14 protein-coding genes are annotated in these 16,742 nt (G+C 52.4%); 4 read left to right on the top strand and 10 right to left on the bottom strand.

The features are described from left to right. The first annotated feature begins 142 nt into the window (after positions 1-142). The 3 genes from AAHB90_RS11805 to AAHB90_RS11795 all read left to right on the top strand — a co-directional run bounded on the left by AAHB90_RS11805 (position 143) and on the right by AAHB90_RS11795 (position 5,644). Complete coding sequence (locus tag AAHB90_RS11805) at positions 143-4,120, top strand: hybrid sensor histidine kinase/response regulator transcription factor (RefSeq protein WP_342085288.1); 3,978 nt, start codon at positions 143-145, stop codon at positions 4,118-4,120. Between the two features lie 129 nt (positions 4,121-4,249). After that, positions 4,250-4,783, top strand: a complete 534-nt coding sequence (locus tag AAHB90_RS11800) for a DinB family protein (RefSeq protein ID WP_342085286.1) — start codon at positions 4,250-4,252, stop codon at positions 4,781-4,783. Positions 4,784-4,789: 6 nt separating this feature from the next. Next, complete coding sequence (locus AAHB90_RS11795; protein ID WP_342085285.1) at positions 4,790-5,644, top strand: alpha/beta fold hydrolase; 855 nt, start codon at positions 4,790-4,792, stop codon at positions 5,642-5,644. Positions 5,645-5,680: 36 nt separating this feature from the next. On the opposite strand, the gene AAHB90_RS11790 is transcribed toward AAHB90_RS11795, so the two are convergent. From AAHB90_RS11790 to AAHB90_RS11770, 5 genes are read right to left on the bottom strand one after another with little or no spacing between them, the layout of a single operon-like run. Beyond that, positions 5,681-6,157, bottom strand: coding sequence for a hypothetical protein (locus tag AAHB90_RS11790; RefSeq protein WP_342085284.1), 477 nt, complete (start codon positions 6,155-6,157; stop codon positions 5,681-5,683). Next, the gene (locus AAHB90_RS11785) at positions 6,157-6,702 is read right to left on the bottom strand and encodes a hypothetical protein (protein WP_342085283.1); all 546 of its coding nucleotides are present in this window, start codon (positions 6,700-6,702) and stop codon (positions 6,157-6,159) included. Before AAHB90_RS11785 ends, AAHB90_RS11790 begins: the two co-directional genes overlap by 1 nt. Further along, positions 6,699-9,482, bottom strand: coding sequence for an MSCRAMM family protein (locus AAHB90_RS11780; RefSeq protein WP_342085282.1), 2,784 nt, complete (start codon positions 9,480-9,482; stop codon positions 6,699-6,701). Before AAHB90_RS11780 ends, AAHB90_RS11785 begins: the two co-directional genes overlap by 4 nt. Positions 9,483-9,525: 43 nt before the next feature. Next, complete coding sequence (locus AAHB90_RS11775) at positions 9,526-10,308, bottom strand: hypothetical protein (protein ID WP_342085281.1); 783 nt, start codon at positions 10,306-10,308, stop codon at positions 9,526-9,528. A gap of 7 nt (positions 10,309-10,315) precedes the next feature. Next, complete coding sequence (locus AAHB90_RS11770) at positions 10,316-10,885, bottom strand: hypothetical protein (RefSeq protein ID WP_342085280.1); 570 nt, start codon at positions 10,883-10,885, stop codon at positions 10,316-10,318. Positions 10,886-11,139: 254 nt separating this feature from the next. On the opposite strand from AAHB90_RS11770, the gene AAHB90_RS11765 reads away from it, so the two are divergent. Then, positions 11,140-11,820 (top strand): metal-dependent hydrolase, encoded by a 681-nt coding sequence (locus tag AAHB90_RS11765; RefSeq protein ID WP_342085279.1) that lies wholly within the window; start codon positions 11,140-11,142, stop codon positions 11,818-11,820. A 165-nt stretch (positions 11,821-11,985) separates the two neighbouring features. Here AAHB90_RS11765 and AAHB90_RS11760 read toward each other — a convergent pair whose 3' ends face one another. From AAHB90_RS11760 to AAHB90_RS11740, 5 genes are all read right to left on the bottom strand, one after another. Beyond that, positions 11,986-12,753: a LytR/AlgR family response regulator transcription factor gene (locus tag AAHB90_RS11760; protein WP_342085278.1), complete on the bottom strand. Its 768-nt coding sequence runs from the start codon at positions 12,751-12,753 to the stop codon at positions 11,986-11,988. Continuing rightward, positions 12,734-13,753: a sensor histidine kinase gene (locus AAHB90_RS11755; RefSeq protein WP_342085277.1), complete on the bottom strand. Its 1,020-nt coding sequence runs from the start codon at positions 13,751-13,753 to the stop codon at positions 12,734-12,736. The genes AAHB90_RS11760 and AAHB90_RS11755 overlap by 20 nt, the downstream gene beginning before the upstream one ends. A gap of 18 nt (positions 13,754-13,771) precedes the next feature. Further along, positions 13,772-14,281, bottom strand: coding sequence for a hypothetical protein (locus AAHB90_RS11750; protein WP_342085276.1), 510 nt, complete (start codon positions 14,279-14,281; stop codon positions 13,772-13,774). A gap of 207 nt (positions 14,282-14,488) precedes the next feature. After that, positions 14,489-15,283 (bottom strand): DUF1223 domain-containing protein, encoded by a 795-nt coding sequence (locus AAHB90_RS11745; RefSeq protein ID WP_342085275.1) that lies wholly within the window; start codon positions 15,281-15,283, stop codon positions 14,489-14,491. Between the two features lie 265 nt (positions 15,284-15,548). Continuing rightward, entirely contained in the window at positions 15,549-16,493 is a 945-nt protein-coding gene (locus tag AAHB90_RS11740) for a heme-binding domain-containing protein (RefSeq protein WP_342085274.1), read from the bottom strand. Positions 16,494-16,742 lie beyond the last annotated feature (249 nt).

Here is a 16,742-nt window from a genome sequence, read left to right as displayed (position 1 = left end):
GTCCGGAATTGATGAGTGATCATTTTTTGAGCCGCAATATGGGCGGTGCGCATGCCCGGGGATTGTCAAATTTTAATCAGAAACTGTTCATTTTTCGTCATACAAGGCTGTTTTGTCGTAAATTAGCCTCAAAGCACGCCATTTGAAGAAATTCTACATGCTCCGTACGGTTTTCGTCTTTTTACGGTATTGGCTGGCTGCCGCCTGGTGCCTTCCGGCAGGCTTGTCGGCGCAGCCTGCCGGCCTGCCGGTTCCCGAAAGTATCACGGCCAAGCAGGGACTTCCGCAAGGCTTTGTTCCCGGCATTGTTCAGGACAAACGAGGCTTTATGTGGCTCGCCACCCGCGACGGACTGTGCCGCTACGATGGCCGGAGTTTCAGGGTATTCCAACCGTCCGACACGCAGGAAATATCGCTTTCGTCCTTAGGCCTTGAAAATTTACAGACCACCGCCGACGGAAAAATCTGGATCACCACCGACCAGGGCCAGATCGATCTTTTTGACCCCGTACGGGAGACTTTCATTAATTTTTCCCGCCAGGCATTTTACCAGAAACAGTTCGGGAAACGCTATCTGAGGGATATGTATGCCGATCGGCAGCAGCGGCTCTGGCTGACGTCGGACGGCGAAGGACTTGCCTGCGTTCACTTAAATACCCAAAAAATCAGTCGCTATTACGCCACCGATGGCGATACCAGCGCCATTGCGCACGCCCACGTACGGTTTGTGAAGGAGGACAAAGCCGGTAATATCTGGGCGGTTACGAACAAGGGGCTTTTTTTGCAGAAACAGGGCACGGATCGTTTTGTAAAATACCATTCAACCACGCTTACAGATGCTATTGATCAGAAAATTAATGCATTGAGCGAGTTGACCGACGGCCGCCTCCTGTTACTCTTCAATACCGGGATGGTGCTGCTCGACCCCGGTACCGGCATCGGGCAAACACGGGAGCTCGTTCTGGATACCCGGGCCCAGTACAGGCATCCGATCGTGACCGATAGCAAGGGGAATGTCTACTTTTTTCGGGTGAACTACCTGTACAGGCTTGGCAAGGACGATAGCCTTGCTGAATTTCCCGTTCAGGACGATGTAGATGAATTCAAGAGCCTCTATGTAGACCGCTCGGATCTGCTTTGGGCGGGTACCAACGGGCAGGGAATCCGGAAGTACAATCTCAGGGCAAGCTATTTCAATACAAAAGCTTATTCCTCCGATTTCATTTCCGATCTCCTGCGTGAATTTTTGAAAGTGCCCCAGGCTGAAATGGCTAAACTGCCCACCGGTCTGTTTTCCTACAATTTTCGTTACGCATTCGATAGCCCGCAGAAAATGTGGTTCAGTGCCGGACGGACGCCGTTGTATGAGCTGGATCTGAGCACGCACGCGTTGAAAAGCATTCCGTTTCCCGTGAAAATCATGGATATCAAGCGGTCGGAGCTGGCGATCAGCCTGGCGAAAGATCCCGACGGCCGGATGTGGGCCATGCACGACAGCCTTTTGTTTTCTTACAAAAATGGTGTTTGGACGCATTTCCCGCGCGATATCCGATCGAGGCCAGACCACCCGGGAATCGAATCGGGTATCTACCAAATCGTGGCTGACAGGCAATATCTCTGGGTCGCGACGACGGCGCGGGGGCTGTACCGCGTCGATAAAACCTCGGGCGCGATCAGGCGGTACGGACAAGGGGCCGGTTCGCTCAGTAGCGACAATTTGTATTGCCTCTTCGCCGATCCTCTTGACGACAACTTGCTCTGGATCGGCACATTCGGCGGCGGTCTTTGCCGTTTCGACAAGCGAACCGGGCATTGCCAGCGGCTTACCAAACAAAATGGCCTGCCTAATAATGTCGTGTACGCCGCAATCCCCGACCGCCAGGGCAATGTATGGGTCGCCACCAACCAGGGATTATGCCAGGTGAACAGGAACACCCTGCATACACATACCTACACGCGCGAGGATGGGCTGATGGCCGACGAATTCAACCGTTTCCACGCGCTCGCTTTACCGGATGGCCGCATTTTTCTGGGCGGAATGGAAGGAATAACCGCTTTTGATTCAAAACAACCGAATGAAGACCAGTACCGGCCGCCGGTGTACATTACAGGCATTTTCATCAACAATGCGCCCTTGGAACCGCGTCCGTCTGCTGGCGAAGCGCCGGTTGCTGCGATGCGGGGGCTCGACCTGGCCCACTGGCAGAACTTTCTTACGATCGAGTTTGCGGCGATGCAATACAACCGGAGCGACAAGATCCGCTACCGGTATCAGCTGAAAGGTGTGGACGATCGATGGATCGAAACGGAAACGCCTGTGACCAAGTACACCGACCTCCGGCCGGGGCATTACGTCCTCCGGCTGAATGCGTCCAACACGCTTGGAGTTTGGAGTCCGGAGATCCGCGAACTGCATATTCGCGTCAGTCCGCCCTGGTGGCAGACCTGGTGGGCCTACTTCATTTATTTTTTGGCATTTCTGGGAGTGGTTTATGGTTTGTTGCGTGCTTACGTAAATCGTGTCAGAATGCAGCAGTCTATTCTTTTCAAACAAAAAGAAATAGACCTGAAAGCGCGGGAAGCAGATCAGTTACGGGAACTGGATGAAATGAAAACCCGGTTTTTCTCTAACATTACCCATGAATTCAGGACGCCGCTGACGTTGATCCTCGGGCCTGCGGGACAAATGCTGGAAGAGCCGCGGGAGCAAAAGGACAACAAGCGCCTGTCGCTGATCGACCGGAATGCGCGGCAGTTGCTCGGGTTGATCAATCAGCTACTCGATCTTTCCAAGCTCGAAGCCGGTACCACGCGCGTGGTACCGGCCTGGGGCGATCTGGTGGGTTTTATAGAATCGCTCACCGGCACATTTCAGCTGGCGGCGGAAGCTAAAAATGTGGCATTGGAGTTTGGCAGCCATCTTGAAAACCTGTATTACTGGTTTGACCACGAAAAACTGGAAAGAATTGTCACTAACCTGCTTTCCAATGCGGTAAAGTTTGCGAATGAAAACGGACGGATACTCGTCACCCTGAATGCGACCGGTCCGGAAGTAACGGAAATAACGGTCGCGAATACAGGCATCAGGATTCCGGACGCTCAGCTTAGCCGCATTTTCGACCGGTTCTATCAGGCCGACGGGCCGGGTGGCTACCATGAGGGTACGGGCATCGGGCTGGCCATTGTGAAGGAGCTGGTAGGTTTGCAGGGCGGCACTGTTTCGGTCAAAAGCGATGCGGAAGGCTTCGATACCGTTTTCACCGTGACTTTACCTTATCGCCGGGCTGAGGAGCGGAATGCAAAAGAGCGTGTAGCCCCGGAGATCAATGGAAACGGCCATATCCCTCACAATGCAACGGATTTACCGAAAATCCTGCTAGTGGAAGACAATGCGGGTCTGGCTGAGTTTGTTTCCGACAGCCTGGCGGAAAATTACCGGTTTTACCATGCGCCAAATGGGGGGGAAGGACTCGCAATGGCTGGCGAAGTGATGCCGGATCTGATTATCAGCGATGTGATGATGCCAGGTATGGATGGTTATACTTTTTGTAAACACATTAAATCCAATCTGGAAACAAGCCATATTCCGGTGGTATTGCTGACGGCCAAATCGGCCCTGGAAAGCAGGGTGGAGGGGCTGGAACTCGGTGCGGACGATTACATTACCAAACCTTTTCACCTGCCCGAGCTGCGCCTGCGCATACGTAACCTGCTCGACAGGCAGGCGCGCCTGTATGAACGCCTGCGGACGGTGTTCGCGACGCCTACCAGCCTGTCGGCGGAGGAGGAAATGGTCACAGATCCGTTTCTGGGCAGACTGTATGATATCCTCGATGCCCGCCTCGACGATCCCGATTTTGGGGTGACCGAACTGATCCGCGAGATCGGCATGAGCAACAGCAGCCTGAACCGGAAACTCAAAACGCTGACGGACCTTTCGGCGGTGGAACTGATCCGTAATTACCGGTTGAAGAAAGCGGCGACATTACTTTCGGATGGTGTTCAGGTGTCGGAAGCTGCCTACGCGGTGGGTTTTGATAACCTTTCCTATTTTGCCAAATGCTTCCGTGACCTGTACCATATGACACCCCGCGAATTTGCTGCGGGCAGCCTTCAATGAGCCGTCAGGCTGCGTCCCTGCCCAGCGCATCAAATTTGGCGCAAATACCACCGCTGATTGTCGTTAAACCCCGCGCATTTTCACCGGCAATCGTATTAGGTTTGTAAGATCATCAGCACATCTTAAAACATGAGGGTTAAGGACTATCACCACACGATCGACATCTGGCTTCAATCGCTGGAACCTTACGATATTGCCAGACTGCTGGCCCAACCCGGGCCGGGTGCCTGGTCGCTGGGCCAGGTTTATGTGCATATTCTGGACGAAGCCGAGTTTTATTTCAGCCAAATCAAAATCTGCCTTTCGTCGAATGACCATGCCATGGAGGACTGCACGTCCGAGGCCAAAGCGATGCTGCGCGACAATGCGTTTCCCGATGCCATGCTGGAAGGGCCGCCTTCCAATGCTTTTGTCCGCCAGCCGGGAAGCAAGCAATTCCTGGTCGACCGGCTGGTCCGCCTGAAAACGGTTGTCGCCGAGACAGACCTTCTGATCGCCCAGAGCTTGTTTCATGGAAAAGCAAAACATCCTGGTCTGCACTATTTGTGCGCGGAAGAGTGGTTTCAGTTTTCAGAAATGCATTTCAGGCACCATTTGCGGCAGAAAGCCAGGATAGAGTCGTTTTTGGAACGTACATTTGGGAAGTACGAGCCTCAAAACTGATTTGAAATGAAACTGAACCTCCTGATTCTTGTCTGCTGGCTGGCATGCGCTCACGCTTACGCGCAGGCGCCCTCGCGCGTAAAACCGGACACCGCATTGCTGGGGCGTAATCCCAAGGCAGGCCATTTCGCCGATTTACGAGGTGTGAAGTTGTATTATGAAGTGTACGGCGTCGGCTCTCCGGTACTGTTTATCCACGGTAACGGGGGTTCGATGCACGATTTCCGGCATCAGCTCGGCGCATTCGCTAAATCTTATAAAGTGATCCTGGTCGATAGCCGGGCGCAAGGGAAATCAAAGGATGCGGGGGATTCCTTGTCCTATGAAATGATGGCCGACGACCTGCATGCATTGCTCGAACATCTCAAAATCGATTCCTGTAATGTAGTGGGGTGGAGCGATGGCGGCATCAATGCCCTACTGCTGGCATTGCGGCATCCCGAAAAAGTCCGTAAACTGGCTGCCACCGGCGCAAATCTGTGGCCGGATTCGACCGCGTTGGACCCATGGATATATAAAAAGATTTTAGAATGGGACGCCGACCTTTCCACCCAAATCTCTGATCCGGTGAAACGTAACCAAAAGAAGCTCATGCACCTGATGGCTGTTCAGCCGAATATAACGCTTGACCAGTTACATGCCGTTCAATGCCCGTCGCTCATCATCGGCGGTGATCATGATGTGATCCTGCCCGGGCATACCGTTCAGATCGCAAGGGCCATTCCGAAGTCCTACTTGTGGATACTGCCCAATTCGGGGCATTCGACACTGGTGCATTACGCGGCAGAGTTTAACCGCATGACAATGGCATTTTTTGAAAAGCCGTTTCGCGCGATCCGGGAGGAGAAGATGTTTGAATAGCGACTCAGCGAATGACCCATTCGGGTCCGAAAAACCCTACAACCCCGAAATGGTATAGGTGACCGTCGTCGTGTAGGTTTTTACCGGTAACATGACCGACAGTCCTTCGATTTTATATTGAATAGGAATGTTGTCGCGGTGAGCGAGGAGGTTGAGAAGGCCGGTGAAAAAAACCTGCGGGGTGCTGCTAAGCTGCATGTAGGTGGTACCGCCGCTCACAATGGCGATACCTGTGCCATTGCCAGTCCGCTGCACGTAAAGTTTGAGTGAGGAGTCCCAGTTGGAAGTCGTGCTGAGGTGCGCGCTGATCGACCATCCGATCAGGGCATTCACTTTCAGCAAGGTTTGGGAGGCGCTACTGGTTTCGACATGTTCATAGTTTTTACCAGCCTTTGTGATCGTCGACGACAGCGTGGGAATAGACCAGGTTGTTCCGCTGTTGATCGAAATCGTCTGGGCGGAGGAAGCGAAGGCATACAGGCTTGCAATGCAGAAAGCGATTGTGTATTTCATCAGTTGTCGACCATAGTGTAACGTACCGTCACATTGGATGTGCCGCTGCGGATATTGGCATAAGTCTGTATTTCAAGTGAATATGTCAGTTGGAAGCCGCTGCTGCCATAGGTAATGCCGGTGTAGGCACCTTTAATATTATCGATGAAACTAACGGGGGTGTTGCCCAGGTATTTGTTGGCCGTAACGTAACTGTTGCCACCCGTGAAGCCTAGTCCCGTGCCGACGTATGCCGATATATCCAGGCGCAGGCGGATGCCTGCCGGCAATGTTCCAATCACATCGCCCTTAATGCTCCGCGATGCCCCGTTGGTGACAGCCGAAGTAAATATGAGCCAGTTGGCGTTGTTCGAAGTGCCTGTTCCGATGGTGTTGCCGGCTTCCGTCGGTGCGGTCATTTGCAGGGTAACGCTGTTGGAACTTGACGGCAGAATGTCCACCAGGGCTACCGACGGCATGGTAAGGCTCACGTCCACGTTCGCGACCGTCTGTGCATGAGAGGCCAGACCGGATAAAACACAACCTATGAGCATTACATACTTCATTTTTTGACAGATACTTCAAAATTTCTTTCCGAGAAATGGATCCGCTTCTCGTTCGGCCTGATCCGAAAGGTCAGATCGAGCGTTTTGTCTGTTTCTACTATGAGTTCACGGCTGCTTTCTTCCACCACAAACCGGTCCTGGCTGCCGGGAATGAATACCGATATTTGCCAGGCTCCCGGCCGTATCTCGCGGAACGAGAACTCGCCTTTGGCATTCAGTTCCGTGAGGTAACTTCCGTTTTCGCCGTTCAGTTTTACCAGCACGGGTGGCTTTTCGGCGAGTACCGCCGACAAGCCGTTCTGTTTGGCCTTTAAAAACTCGATCTTGCCGACGATGCTTCCCGTGCGCGTCAGCGGAATTTCTAACACATTAAGACTGTCGGGCCGCACATCTACCAGCATAGGCATCCGCGTCACCGGTACCACGCCTTCGCTGCCCGATTCGTTTTGGGTAATGCTGAGGTAATAGCGATCGGGGGCCACGCCTTCGAAGGAGAACATACCCGTGCTGTCGGTCATAAACTTGTGGCTCCCCAACTGGATGAGGTTACCCTGCTTACGGTAACCGAGACCTGTAAGTTTTCCCTTTACTGTACCGATGTTCTTTTTTCTTCCGAGCGGTACATTCAGTCGTAATGCATATCTGAGGTTGAAAAACAGCGTGTTCTGTCCCGTGTTGGTTGCGTTGGGAATGTAGGAATGCCCGCCGGACAATGAGAAAACGTGCCTTTTCAGATCCAGGATGACCGAGGCGTCCAGAAAAGTCCTTCTCATGTAGAGCTCGTCGGGCGCGTAATTATTGCGATAAAGAAAGCTTGCATAGAGGTTCCTTTTGACATTGACTCTGGCATTTCCTCCGTAAAAGAACAAATTCTCAACCACGCCCGAGGCCGAAAATTTGCTCGTATGCTGATGTTCGAAATACCCGCCGACCCAAATCCACGGGAAAAATCGTACGGTCGGTTGTACGAGGTTCGAGAACGACTCGTTCAGTCCGCTGTTGTCGGGCGCAAGGTGGTTTCTGGAATAACCGTACCGGCCTTGATAAAAGAGGGTAAACTTCTCGGATGTGAGGTTATAGGAAAAATTGCTGAAATTTTCGGAGTAATGAAATGCCGCGGGTTGCTGCCGGTCCTTGCGTTCAGCCTTGGAATAGAAGAGGAAAAAGCGGTTCCGCTGGTCGGGCTGGTAGGAAATGTAGGCCATATAGCTGCGGTCCTTTGGCGACACACTGTACAGGTTGGCATCGAGACCCGGGTTAACGTCGGAAAAGTTATTGCTGGCACCGATTATCAGTTTACGGGTGATATTGAAGCCGACATTGTTGTTGAATAGCCGGCTGTTGTTGTAAAAACCATAAAAGTGTTTTCCGGCGTAAATAACGTTGCTCGTAATGCTGATCCATTTCTTCGCCAATTGAAGCCGCAGAAATGCGCCGTAATCGGTTTTCCCGATTGCCCGGCCGGTACTCACCTCGCCTTCGAGATTGAATTCCCTGGTGTGTACGTTGGCTGCGAGGCCCGCCATGTGCGACCAGAAACGCTGGTGGTGAAACAGCACATTTTTGGAAGCGTAATGCGCCCCGATATTGGCAGACTCATTGATTTTAAATAAAAACTTGCCTCCCAATGCTTCCTTCTGGTTCATGAAAAACCGGGCCCTCTGGTAAAATACGGTATAAGCCACTTTCTTAAACTGCTGCTCGACCCGCAGTCCGCGCCCGAAACGGCCGAATTCCATCAGGTTGTTGAGTTGTAAAGTGTAATCGCCCGCCGATACGAACAGTCGTTTGCGCCAGGCATAATCCAGCGAGTACTGGTCGTAGGTGCCTATTGCCGGGAATACGAACTGATTGGGCCCGCGGACAGTGAAATCGAGGTAATGACGTTCTTTCTGGTCGAGGAAACCTTTGCCGGTGGCCTGGTACTGGTAAGCTGCGACCCGCCTGCCGCCGAAGCTGTACGACAGGTACGCGCCACCTACTTCTACGGGAAAGCGGAAGTAGCGGTCGATCTTTCTGATTTTGGAGGAAAAAACGGGTATGCTGGTGACGGAATACACCGGCTCCACGCCGCCTGTCATCATTACGGAGAGGCTCGACGATGCTTGCCATGCATTATGGTCGGTGGCCGGGATGACCTGGGAAACAGTCACATTGGTACCGGCTCCCGGTTCGAGGGCAAGACTGTCGGTCATGTTGTCGATCTTGCCGTGGTCGGACTTTAAAAGAAATTTCTCGAGGTTGTTGCCCGAATTGCGGATCAGGTAATTGATCCGGAGCGTGTCGCCCTCGCGGATAAATTCCGGCTGCGTCACGACAAATAGTTCGATGTTGCGGATCTGGCCGATCGCCAGCGGAACCTGGGTGCTGATCTCCTGGCCGCCCGTGTGCACGTCGCCTGTGTGCACGTCGCCTGTATGCACGTCGCCTGTGTGCACGTCGCCTGTGTGCACGTCGCCTGTATGCACGTCGCCTGTATGCACGTCGCCTGTATGCACTAGGAAGCGCACCTGGTAGTCGCCCGAGGGACAACCCGCCGGGGTGCCTATTACATAAATGTAGCGCGCGCTCAGGTCGCCGGCTGTTCTTATGGGTCGCCGCTGGGAAAGCAGCCGCCATTTTTCAGGCAGCCGGATCTCTTCCCGCAGCGAATCCGGTAGGGGTGAGGAGGATTTTACGTCAAAAAACAACGTGAAATGTCCACCCGGCACGACCGTGCTCGTTGTGTTGGCCAGACCAACGGTTATGGGCGATTGCCCATAACCATTCAGTCCTGTCATTAAAAGCAATATGGCGCTGAGCCGGTACAATAGCGGAGGAGGATTATTCAATCTGTAAAGAAATGTTCGAGCCGAACAGGTCCTTTTTCGTGTCGGCGACGATCACGCAATCGTATTTGCCTTTCGGCACGTCGGTAACGGGTATTTCAAACGTGCTGCAACTGCCCGGATAAAGCATACGGGTATTCGGTTGCGTAGTTTTGAGTTTGTTACCGTTGCTGTCGTAAACTTCGAGGATCACATTGGTACGTGCACCATACGCGCCGTTGTTCTTCAAAACGACTTTCAGAACCGACTGTTCAGCCGAAACCTTTTCATAGGCAACGTTTTCATAGGACAGCGGCGGCCCTTCCACCGGCCCGATGTCCAAAATCACCTGAATGGCATAACGTACTTTCGAATTGACCTGAATGCCCTTGTGCGTTTCCTCGCGCACGGGATCGGCCACTTCCACCATGATCACCTCCCAGTAGGTACCGGGCTGACGGTTCGGATCGGCTTCGATCGTGTACCGCAGGTCGTACTCCTCGCTCATGGCGATCACCCGCTCATCGACATTCGTTTTCAGGCCAGCCGCGAGCGACCTGCTGTGGCTGCCCACTTCCGGGTAGGCCGCCTGCTGATTACACAGGGATACGAGGTCCTGACGGTATACCAATATACGGGAGTCTTTACCACCGTCATTTTTGACTTTAATGACCCCTTGAACCTTCGTGGCGGCTGTCGGAATGCTGTGGTGATGCGTCAATCCGTTCAAGATCACTACCGATGCCCGTACATACTGGGGCATCAGTAGCATCATGCTGAGTAAGGCAATCCATTTCATCGGGATCTCAATTGTCCGCGAGTGTATAAGTCACGGTAACCGTCGTAGACCCCGAGCGCAGGTTTGCGTAATTGGCGTCGTCAGCGATGAAAGTATAGGTGAGCTGGTGTCCGCTGGTTGGCCCAGAAGAAGTATATGCGCTTCCAATGTCGGAAACGAGCACCTGATCGGTTGTAAGCAGGTTGAAGCCGGCTGTCGGCGTTCCTTTCGTGCCGGCACCGCCCACCGCAGCCGCTGCCACGAGGTGGATGTCTACGCCTGCCACCAGCGGGGTCGCTTTTACATTTACATTTTTGGTTGTTGTTCCTGCCTGGATAGACGTGTAATTGAGCCAGATCGTGGCATTTGCTGCCGGAGCCACGATTTTTTCACCTGCCTCGTCATTGGCGGGTTTAGTAAAACTGGCCGTGAAATTTTTAGTTGCGGAAGTTTCAAGATCGAGTAGAGCTACTGTTGGTACAACCACGGAGATCTGATGGTTATCGGTTTGGGTATCCACCTGCGCAACCGCACGGCCCGACAGGCCTGCCAACATCACCACAAACAATAAAGAGACGAGGGTAAAACGTGTTTTCATAGTCAAGAAAGAATTAAAGTGAATTTGCCCACCCTGGGGAAAGCTCTCAAATGTAGAAGTACTTTTATGTATAAACAATAGTAGTCCGATTTTTTTTTGCTACAAACTACTGGTTTATAGCACCTTCGGTTACATGTGCCCGAAAAGGCAAGAATGGACGATTAAGCACTAGTAATGAGCGCCGCTGACTTTTATCCGCAGATCATTTTGACGGCTACCGGGAGGGCATTATTATTACATCAAAAACTGAAACGATGAAAATAACCTATTATGGCCATTCCTGTTTCTCCGTGGTTGCGGGAGGCAAAACGATCCTGTTCGACCCTTTTATTTCGGGCAACGAATTCGCCAGCGGCATTAATCCGGACGATATCCGGGTAGATTATATTTTTGTTTCGCACGGGCATTTCGATCATTCCCACGACGTGGTGCGGATCGCCAACAACAACGATGCGATGGTCGTGGGCAGCTGGGAGCTCTACACGCATTTTGGAGCGCAGGGCGTGAAAAAAGTACATCCACTGAATCCGGGCGGTAAATGGGCGTTCGATTTCGGAACGGCGAAGGGGACGTCTGCCGTGCATTCGAGCAGCTTCCAGGACGGTAGCTATGCCGGTGTGGCGGAAGGGTTTGCATTCAAGACCGAGGACGGTAACTTCTATTACAGCGGCGATACCGCCCTGACGCTCGATATGACGCTCATTCCCAAATGGGCAAAACTGGATTTCGCGGTATTACCGATCGGCGATGTGCTCACGATGGGGATCGAAGACGCCATTGAGGCAGCTAAACTGCTGGATGTGAAGCAGGTTCTGGGCGTGCATTACGATACGTTCGGGTTTATCAAGGTCGATAAGACAGCGGCGATCGAGGCGTTCAGCAACGCCGGCCTGACGCTGTATTTGCCCGGAATAGGGGAAACGATCACGATCTAGTTGGGGAAGGCGCATTTTTAATTCATTTTTAATCACACCGCCTTCTTCTTAACGATATATTTCGAACACAATAACAAATGCACCAAGTGCGGTTATTGCTATTGAGTTATGTAGTTAAAAATCCATTGTTCATATTTATGTTCAATGGATTTTTTTATGCAATGTTCAGCGGTTTTCGAGCCAGTTCAGAAAATGGCTTACTTTTTCCTTTCCTATCAGCAGTTTTTCGGGTGTCGGGATCGTCAGTTTGATAAACAGCTTTCTTGAAAAATAATGCTCCACTTCTTTCACGGCATCAAAATTGACAAGATACTGGCGGTTTAGCCGGTAAAACTGCGACGATGCCACCATACCCTGCACTTCTTCCAGCGGCTGGGTAATCGTATAATCCTGGTTATCGAATGTGCGCAGCCACGTGGTTTCGTTGTGAATGTAAAAGAATGCGATTGTCTCGGTTTTAATGGTGATGTATTTGTTTTGCTTGAAAACGAGGAAGCTCTTTTTGCCTTCGGGTTCGCCGAGTTTCTTTAAAAGTATTTCCAGCTCGGGTACCAGCGGTTTTTCACTGGAAAAATAGCTTTTCAACTGGCTCAGTTTGTCGAGGGCTCCTTCAATGTGTTCTTTTTTAAATGGTTTGAGCAGATAATCGATGCCGTTGGCCTTGAATGCTTCGATCGCGTAATGATCGTAAGCCGTGCAGAAAATGACCGGCGGCACCACTTTCACCGACTCGAAAATTTCGAAACAAAGCCCGTCCGAAAGCTGGATATCCATGAAAATGAGGTCGGGCTGGGGTTTTTCGGTGAGGTAGGATACGGCCCGTTCCACACTCTGGATCGTGGCTACTACTTCTGCTTCGGGGCGAAGGGTGGTGATTAGCTGCGCCAGCGAGCGGGCCGTCTTGATTTCGTCTTCAATGATTACGATTTTCATGAATAAGCGGCAGTTTGACCCTGAAATATTCCTGGTCGTTTTCGATTTCTACTTTTTGGTTCAACAGGTGGAAATACCGTCGATGGATATTGTCGAGTCCCACTTCGGTCGAATGCTCGGGGTTCTTTTTCAATTGCAAAGGGTTCTCGACGATCAGCCGGCCATTCTCTTCAAATATCGCGATATGCAGCGGGTAATCGAGCGAAACGACATTGTGTTTGATACAGTTCTCGACGAGCAGTTGCAACGTGAATGGCGGTATCCAGGTCTTGTAAACGTCCTCCGGAATGCGGTATTCCAGCTCTATACCTTCCTCGAACCGCGCTTTCAGCAAATACATATAAGCGTCGAGTATTTCGATCTCCTCCGCCAGCGAGATGAGGTCGAGTTTTCTGTTTTCGAGGGTAAACCGATAGAAATCGGACAGTTTGAGTATGAAGTCAACGCTGTTTTTATCTTCCAGTTCCACCATCGATTTCAATGTGCTGAGGCTGTTGAAGAGAAAGTGCGGATTGACCTGCTGTTTCAGCAATTCGTATTGCGCGCCGAGGTTATCGGCCTTGCTGCGTTCGAGTTCGAGGATTACCTGCTGGTTGCGGTGCGTCTGGTAAAGCAAATGCAGCAGCATATAGAAGATCAGGTTGATCATGATGCCCCTTACTTCGAACATGAGTACCACGGGCCCGAAATCCACCGAAGGGATCGCCAGCTTCTGCGCACCTACCATCAGGAACATAAGCACCATACCGATAGCAATGCTCCGGAACAGCAGCGTGTACGAAAAGCCCGTGGACGAATGCTCTTTCGTGAATTTGGGTAGCGAATAAATATTGAAATACCACACAAACAGCGTGAACGAGGTGGTGATCAACGCGCTCGTAATGGCCTCGAAACCATTGGGATGCTTCTCGGCTATTTTGGGGACGGTGGTGAGCACGCCCAGCGACAGCGAACTCAGCCAGACGATCACCGCCGAAACCCTGAATGTCTTTTGTAGCATGATTGTTCGTGAACCGGTTTACGGAAAAACAGACGCCTGTTGGGCAAATATAAAACTAATCCGCTCTGCATTGCCAGAAACGGCATTTCCGCCATTTTTTTGACCAGAATCCTCCCGTGTATAGTCGACAGCCGGACCCGCGTCACCGGCAGAAACAGTAACCGTTTCCACCGACTGCAAGCCACCATTGATATTGCTGCCGAACCACAGCGGATTCAGTTTCAGGTCCCAGGTCACAAGCTTGAAAACCGCGCCGGGCGTCGGTACGCCGAGCGTCGCTACGCCGGGCGTCGCCTCGCCCGGCGTGTGTGCCTCACGCCCGGTACCTGCGTGTGCGAGGGCTTCGTCGTTGCCGTACAGCACCGAAATCGTGCGGGTACGGTCGTTGTGGAAGGAGGTAATCACGTGCAGCCCCTGGTCGTCGAAGATTGTTTCGGGATTCGGCGCTAGCTTGCGTGGCTCCTGGCAGGCTGCGAATGCGAATGCCAATGCGGCGGAAATGAAGGTTAGAATGAGGCTTTTCATCATTTCAAAAGGTTATTGTTAAGGACTTGAATTGGTGCCAGAACCGCCCCGGAGGGGCATCCTGTTTCTAGAAAAACACCCGGATCCCCGTGTTGCACCCCGTAGGGGTATCCTGCAACGGTACAAGGAGGCTCCTACGGAGCCGGGCATCGGTCGCGTCGACGATTGCTACAAGCAGGAAGCCCCTCCGGGGCCGCAAGGCGGCAGAATCTAAGGTCGGCGGTGGGCCGTCAGTGGTCGGCTGTCAGCACCCACTTGTGGCCGATCCGCCGCGACAATCGCACCCGTTTGGGTGTTTTGAAGGAATGTAATCACCTCCCATCCGTTCGGGTTGAAGCCCTCGGGAAGGTTTACGGCCACATTGCCGCTTGCACCGGCCGCAAAGCCCTGGACATGCCGGACGATCTGAACGTGTGGCAGCAGCCGGCCCGCGTTCTCGCCGCGTTTCACCATTGTATGTGCCACTTTTTGTACCAATGCAACCTGTAAAACGGTACCGCGGGCATTCGTTGCCTGATAAGCGAGTTTCAACTTGCTGCCTTCTATTTGGGCTTCCGCACTCAGTTGTGCCGGTGCAGGCGCGCGCAGTTCGATATTCAACGCACGTTTGAGCGCCTCTTCCTGCGAGCCGATGAGCTCATGCTTCCCATTCACGACTGCTTGTGGTGTATAAACCGTTTCGAGGTTAAGCCAGCTCGCATATTGGTACTGGCGTTTTGTGAAGTCTTTGTCGCTGAATACGTCCCGCCAGCCCTGATGGTTCCAGTAATCGACATGAAAAGCGAGGATGTAGACAGGCTTGCCTGCATTCTCCTCCTGAATCTTCGCCAGCAACTTATCGGCAGGTGGGCAGCTGGAACAGCCTTCGGAGGTGAACAGTTCGACGACGGCGAAGCTGCTACCCGCGGTATTTTTGTCAGTATCTGAGGAATTTGCATGAAAAGCCATGGCTGAGATAGAAATGCCAAGTGAAAGAAAAAGTGAAGTGATGACTGTGTTTTTCATGATTTCAAAAGGTTATTGTTAATAATCAAAGTTCAATGCGTGCCAGACTTGCCCCAGAGGGGCATCCTGTTTGTGGGGAGTGTCGTATGTCACCCGGTTTTGCAACCCGGAGGTGTATCCGGCACCGTCCCCAGGAGGCTCCTCCGGAGCCCGACGCTGTTCGTTACGATGCTTTGCTACAAACAGGAGGCCCCTCTGGGGCCGCGGTGGCGGCAAAATTCATGGTATATTCCATGGTCATTGGTTGGCGGTCGGTTTCTGGAGGTCACTCCCCAACCGGCTTCGTCGGAATATCGAATACAAACCCGGTACCCTTCGCCAGTTGGTGGCAGTTGATGCAACTCGTTGCAAATGCGGCCGTCGTGCCGTAGGGCTTCAGATCGAGGCCGTTGAACCGGGCGAAGCCCCAGCCTTCGGTTTCGGCAAATTTTTTGGCGTCGCGGACCATGATCTGGATGTTGTTGAAATTTCCGGCTTTTACGTTTCCGTCAGCGTCGGGCGCCTGGCTGTTCCATACTACTTTCACGATCACCGCTCCATCGGGCCAGGGGAGGATGTTGTTTTCTACCAGGGCTTTTACAGCTATATCGTTGCCGTAAATGATGCGTGAAGTGCCGTTGTCGGGACGGCCGGTAGAGCTGATTACCTTCCAGTTTTTGTAGTCGTCGAAATAGCGGATGCCGTTGACCGATGTCGGGACCTGCGATACTTTGGGTTTTTCGATGATCGCAGCGGTATCTCCGAGGGCATGTTGTTTCTTTGAGATGCCGGTTACATAATTTTTCAGGATCGTAAGTTCCACGGGCGTCACCTTCGCATCCGGGTGTGCGGCGGCATATTCGGGTAAGGGCATTTTGCCCGCATCGATCATGTTGACAATGTACCAGAGCTTGCCTTCCTGCTCTGCCTTGGGAATGCTATCCCATTCTGAAAAATTAAACCGTTTGCGGGCTTCCTCTACATCGGCAGCGACTTTGTAGGAGAACGGCGCGATTTTGTCGTACCAGCGCAGGTTGGTTTCATTGGAGTGACAATCGTAGCACGAGCGTTTCAGAATGCGGGTGACCTCTTCCGGTCCATGAAATTCCGACGTTACCGGTGGATTTTCGATGCTTGGGCTGTTGACCTGCAATGCAACGAAGCTGGTGAAAAGAATGCCCGCCAGGAGTGCGGCGGCATTGCGATATCTGTGGTGTTTAAGGGCGTTCATAGCGGTTTGTTTTTGTTCAAAAGTAGGGTGGGACGCCGCGGTGAGGAATTGGTTTCGGGCCGAAGTGGACGGATTCGGGGGTGAAGTGGACAGGGGAAAGGGAGGAAGGGGAGGAAAGGGAGGAGGGTACTTTAATGCGATTGCGCGAAGGTAGACCTTCGTGTATAGCTATTCGCAGGCCTCCGGCGGGTCTGTAACAGCAGGGCGATTTTGCAGTACTGAGCGGCCGGAGGCCCGCGAATAGTATGT

Origin of the sequence: Dyadobacter sp. OTU695 (genome assembly GCF_038440355.1) — a bacterium.
Classification (GTDB): Bacteria; Bacteroidota; Bacteroidia; order Cytophagales; family Spirosomataceae; genus Dyadobacter.
The sequence above is the reverse complement of the archived record's forward strand: the minus strand, read 5'-3'. Positions and strand labels throughout refer to the sequence as shown.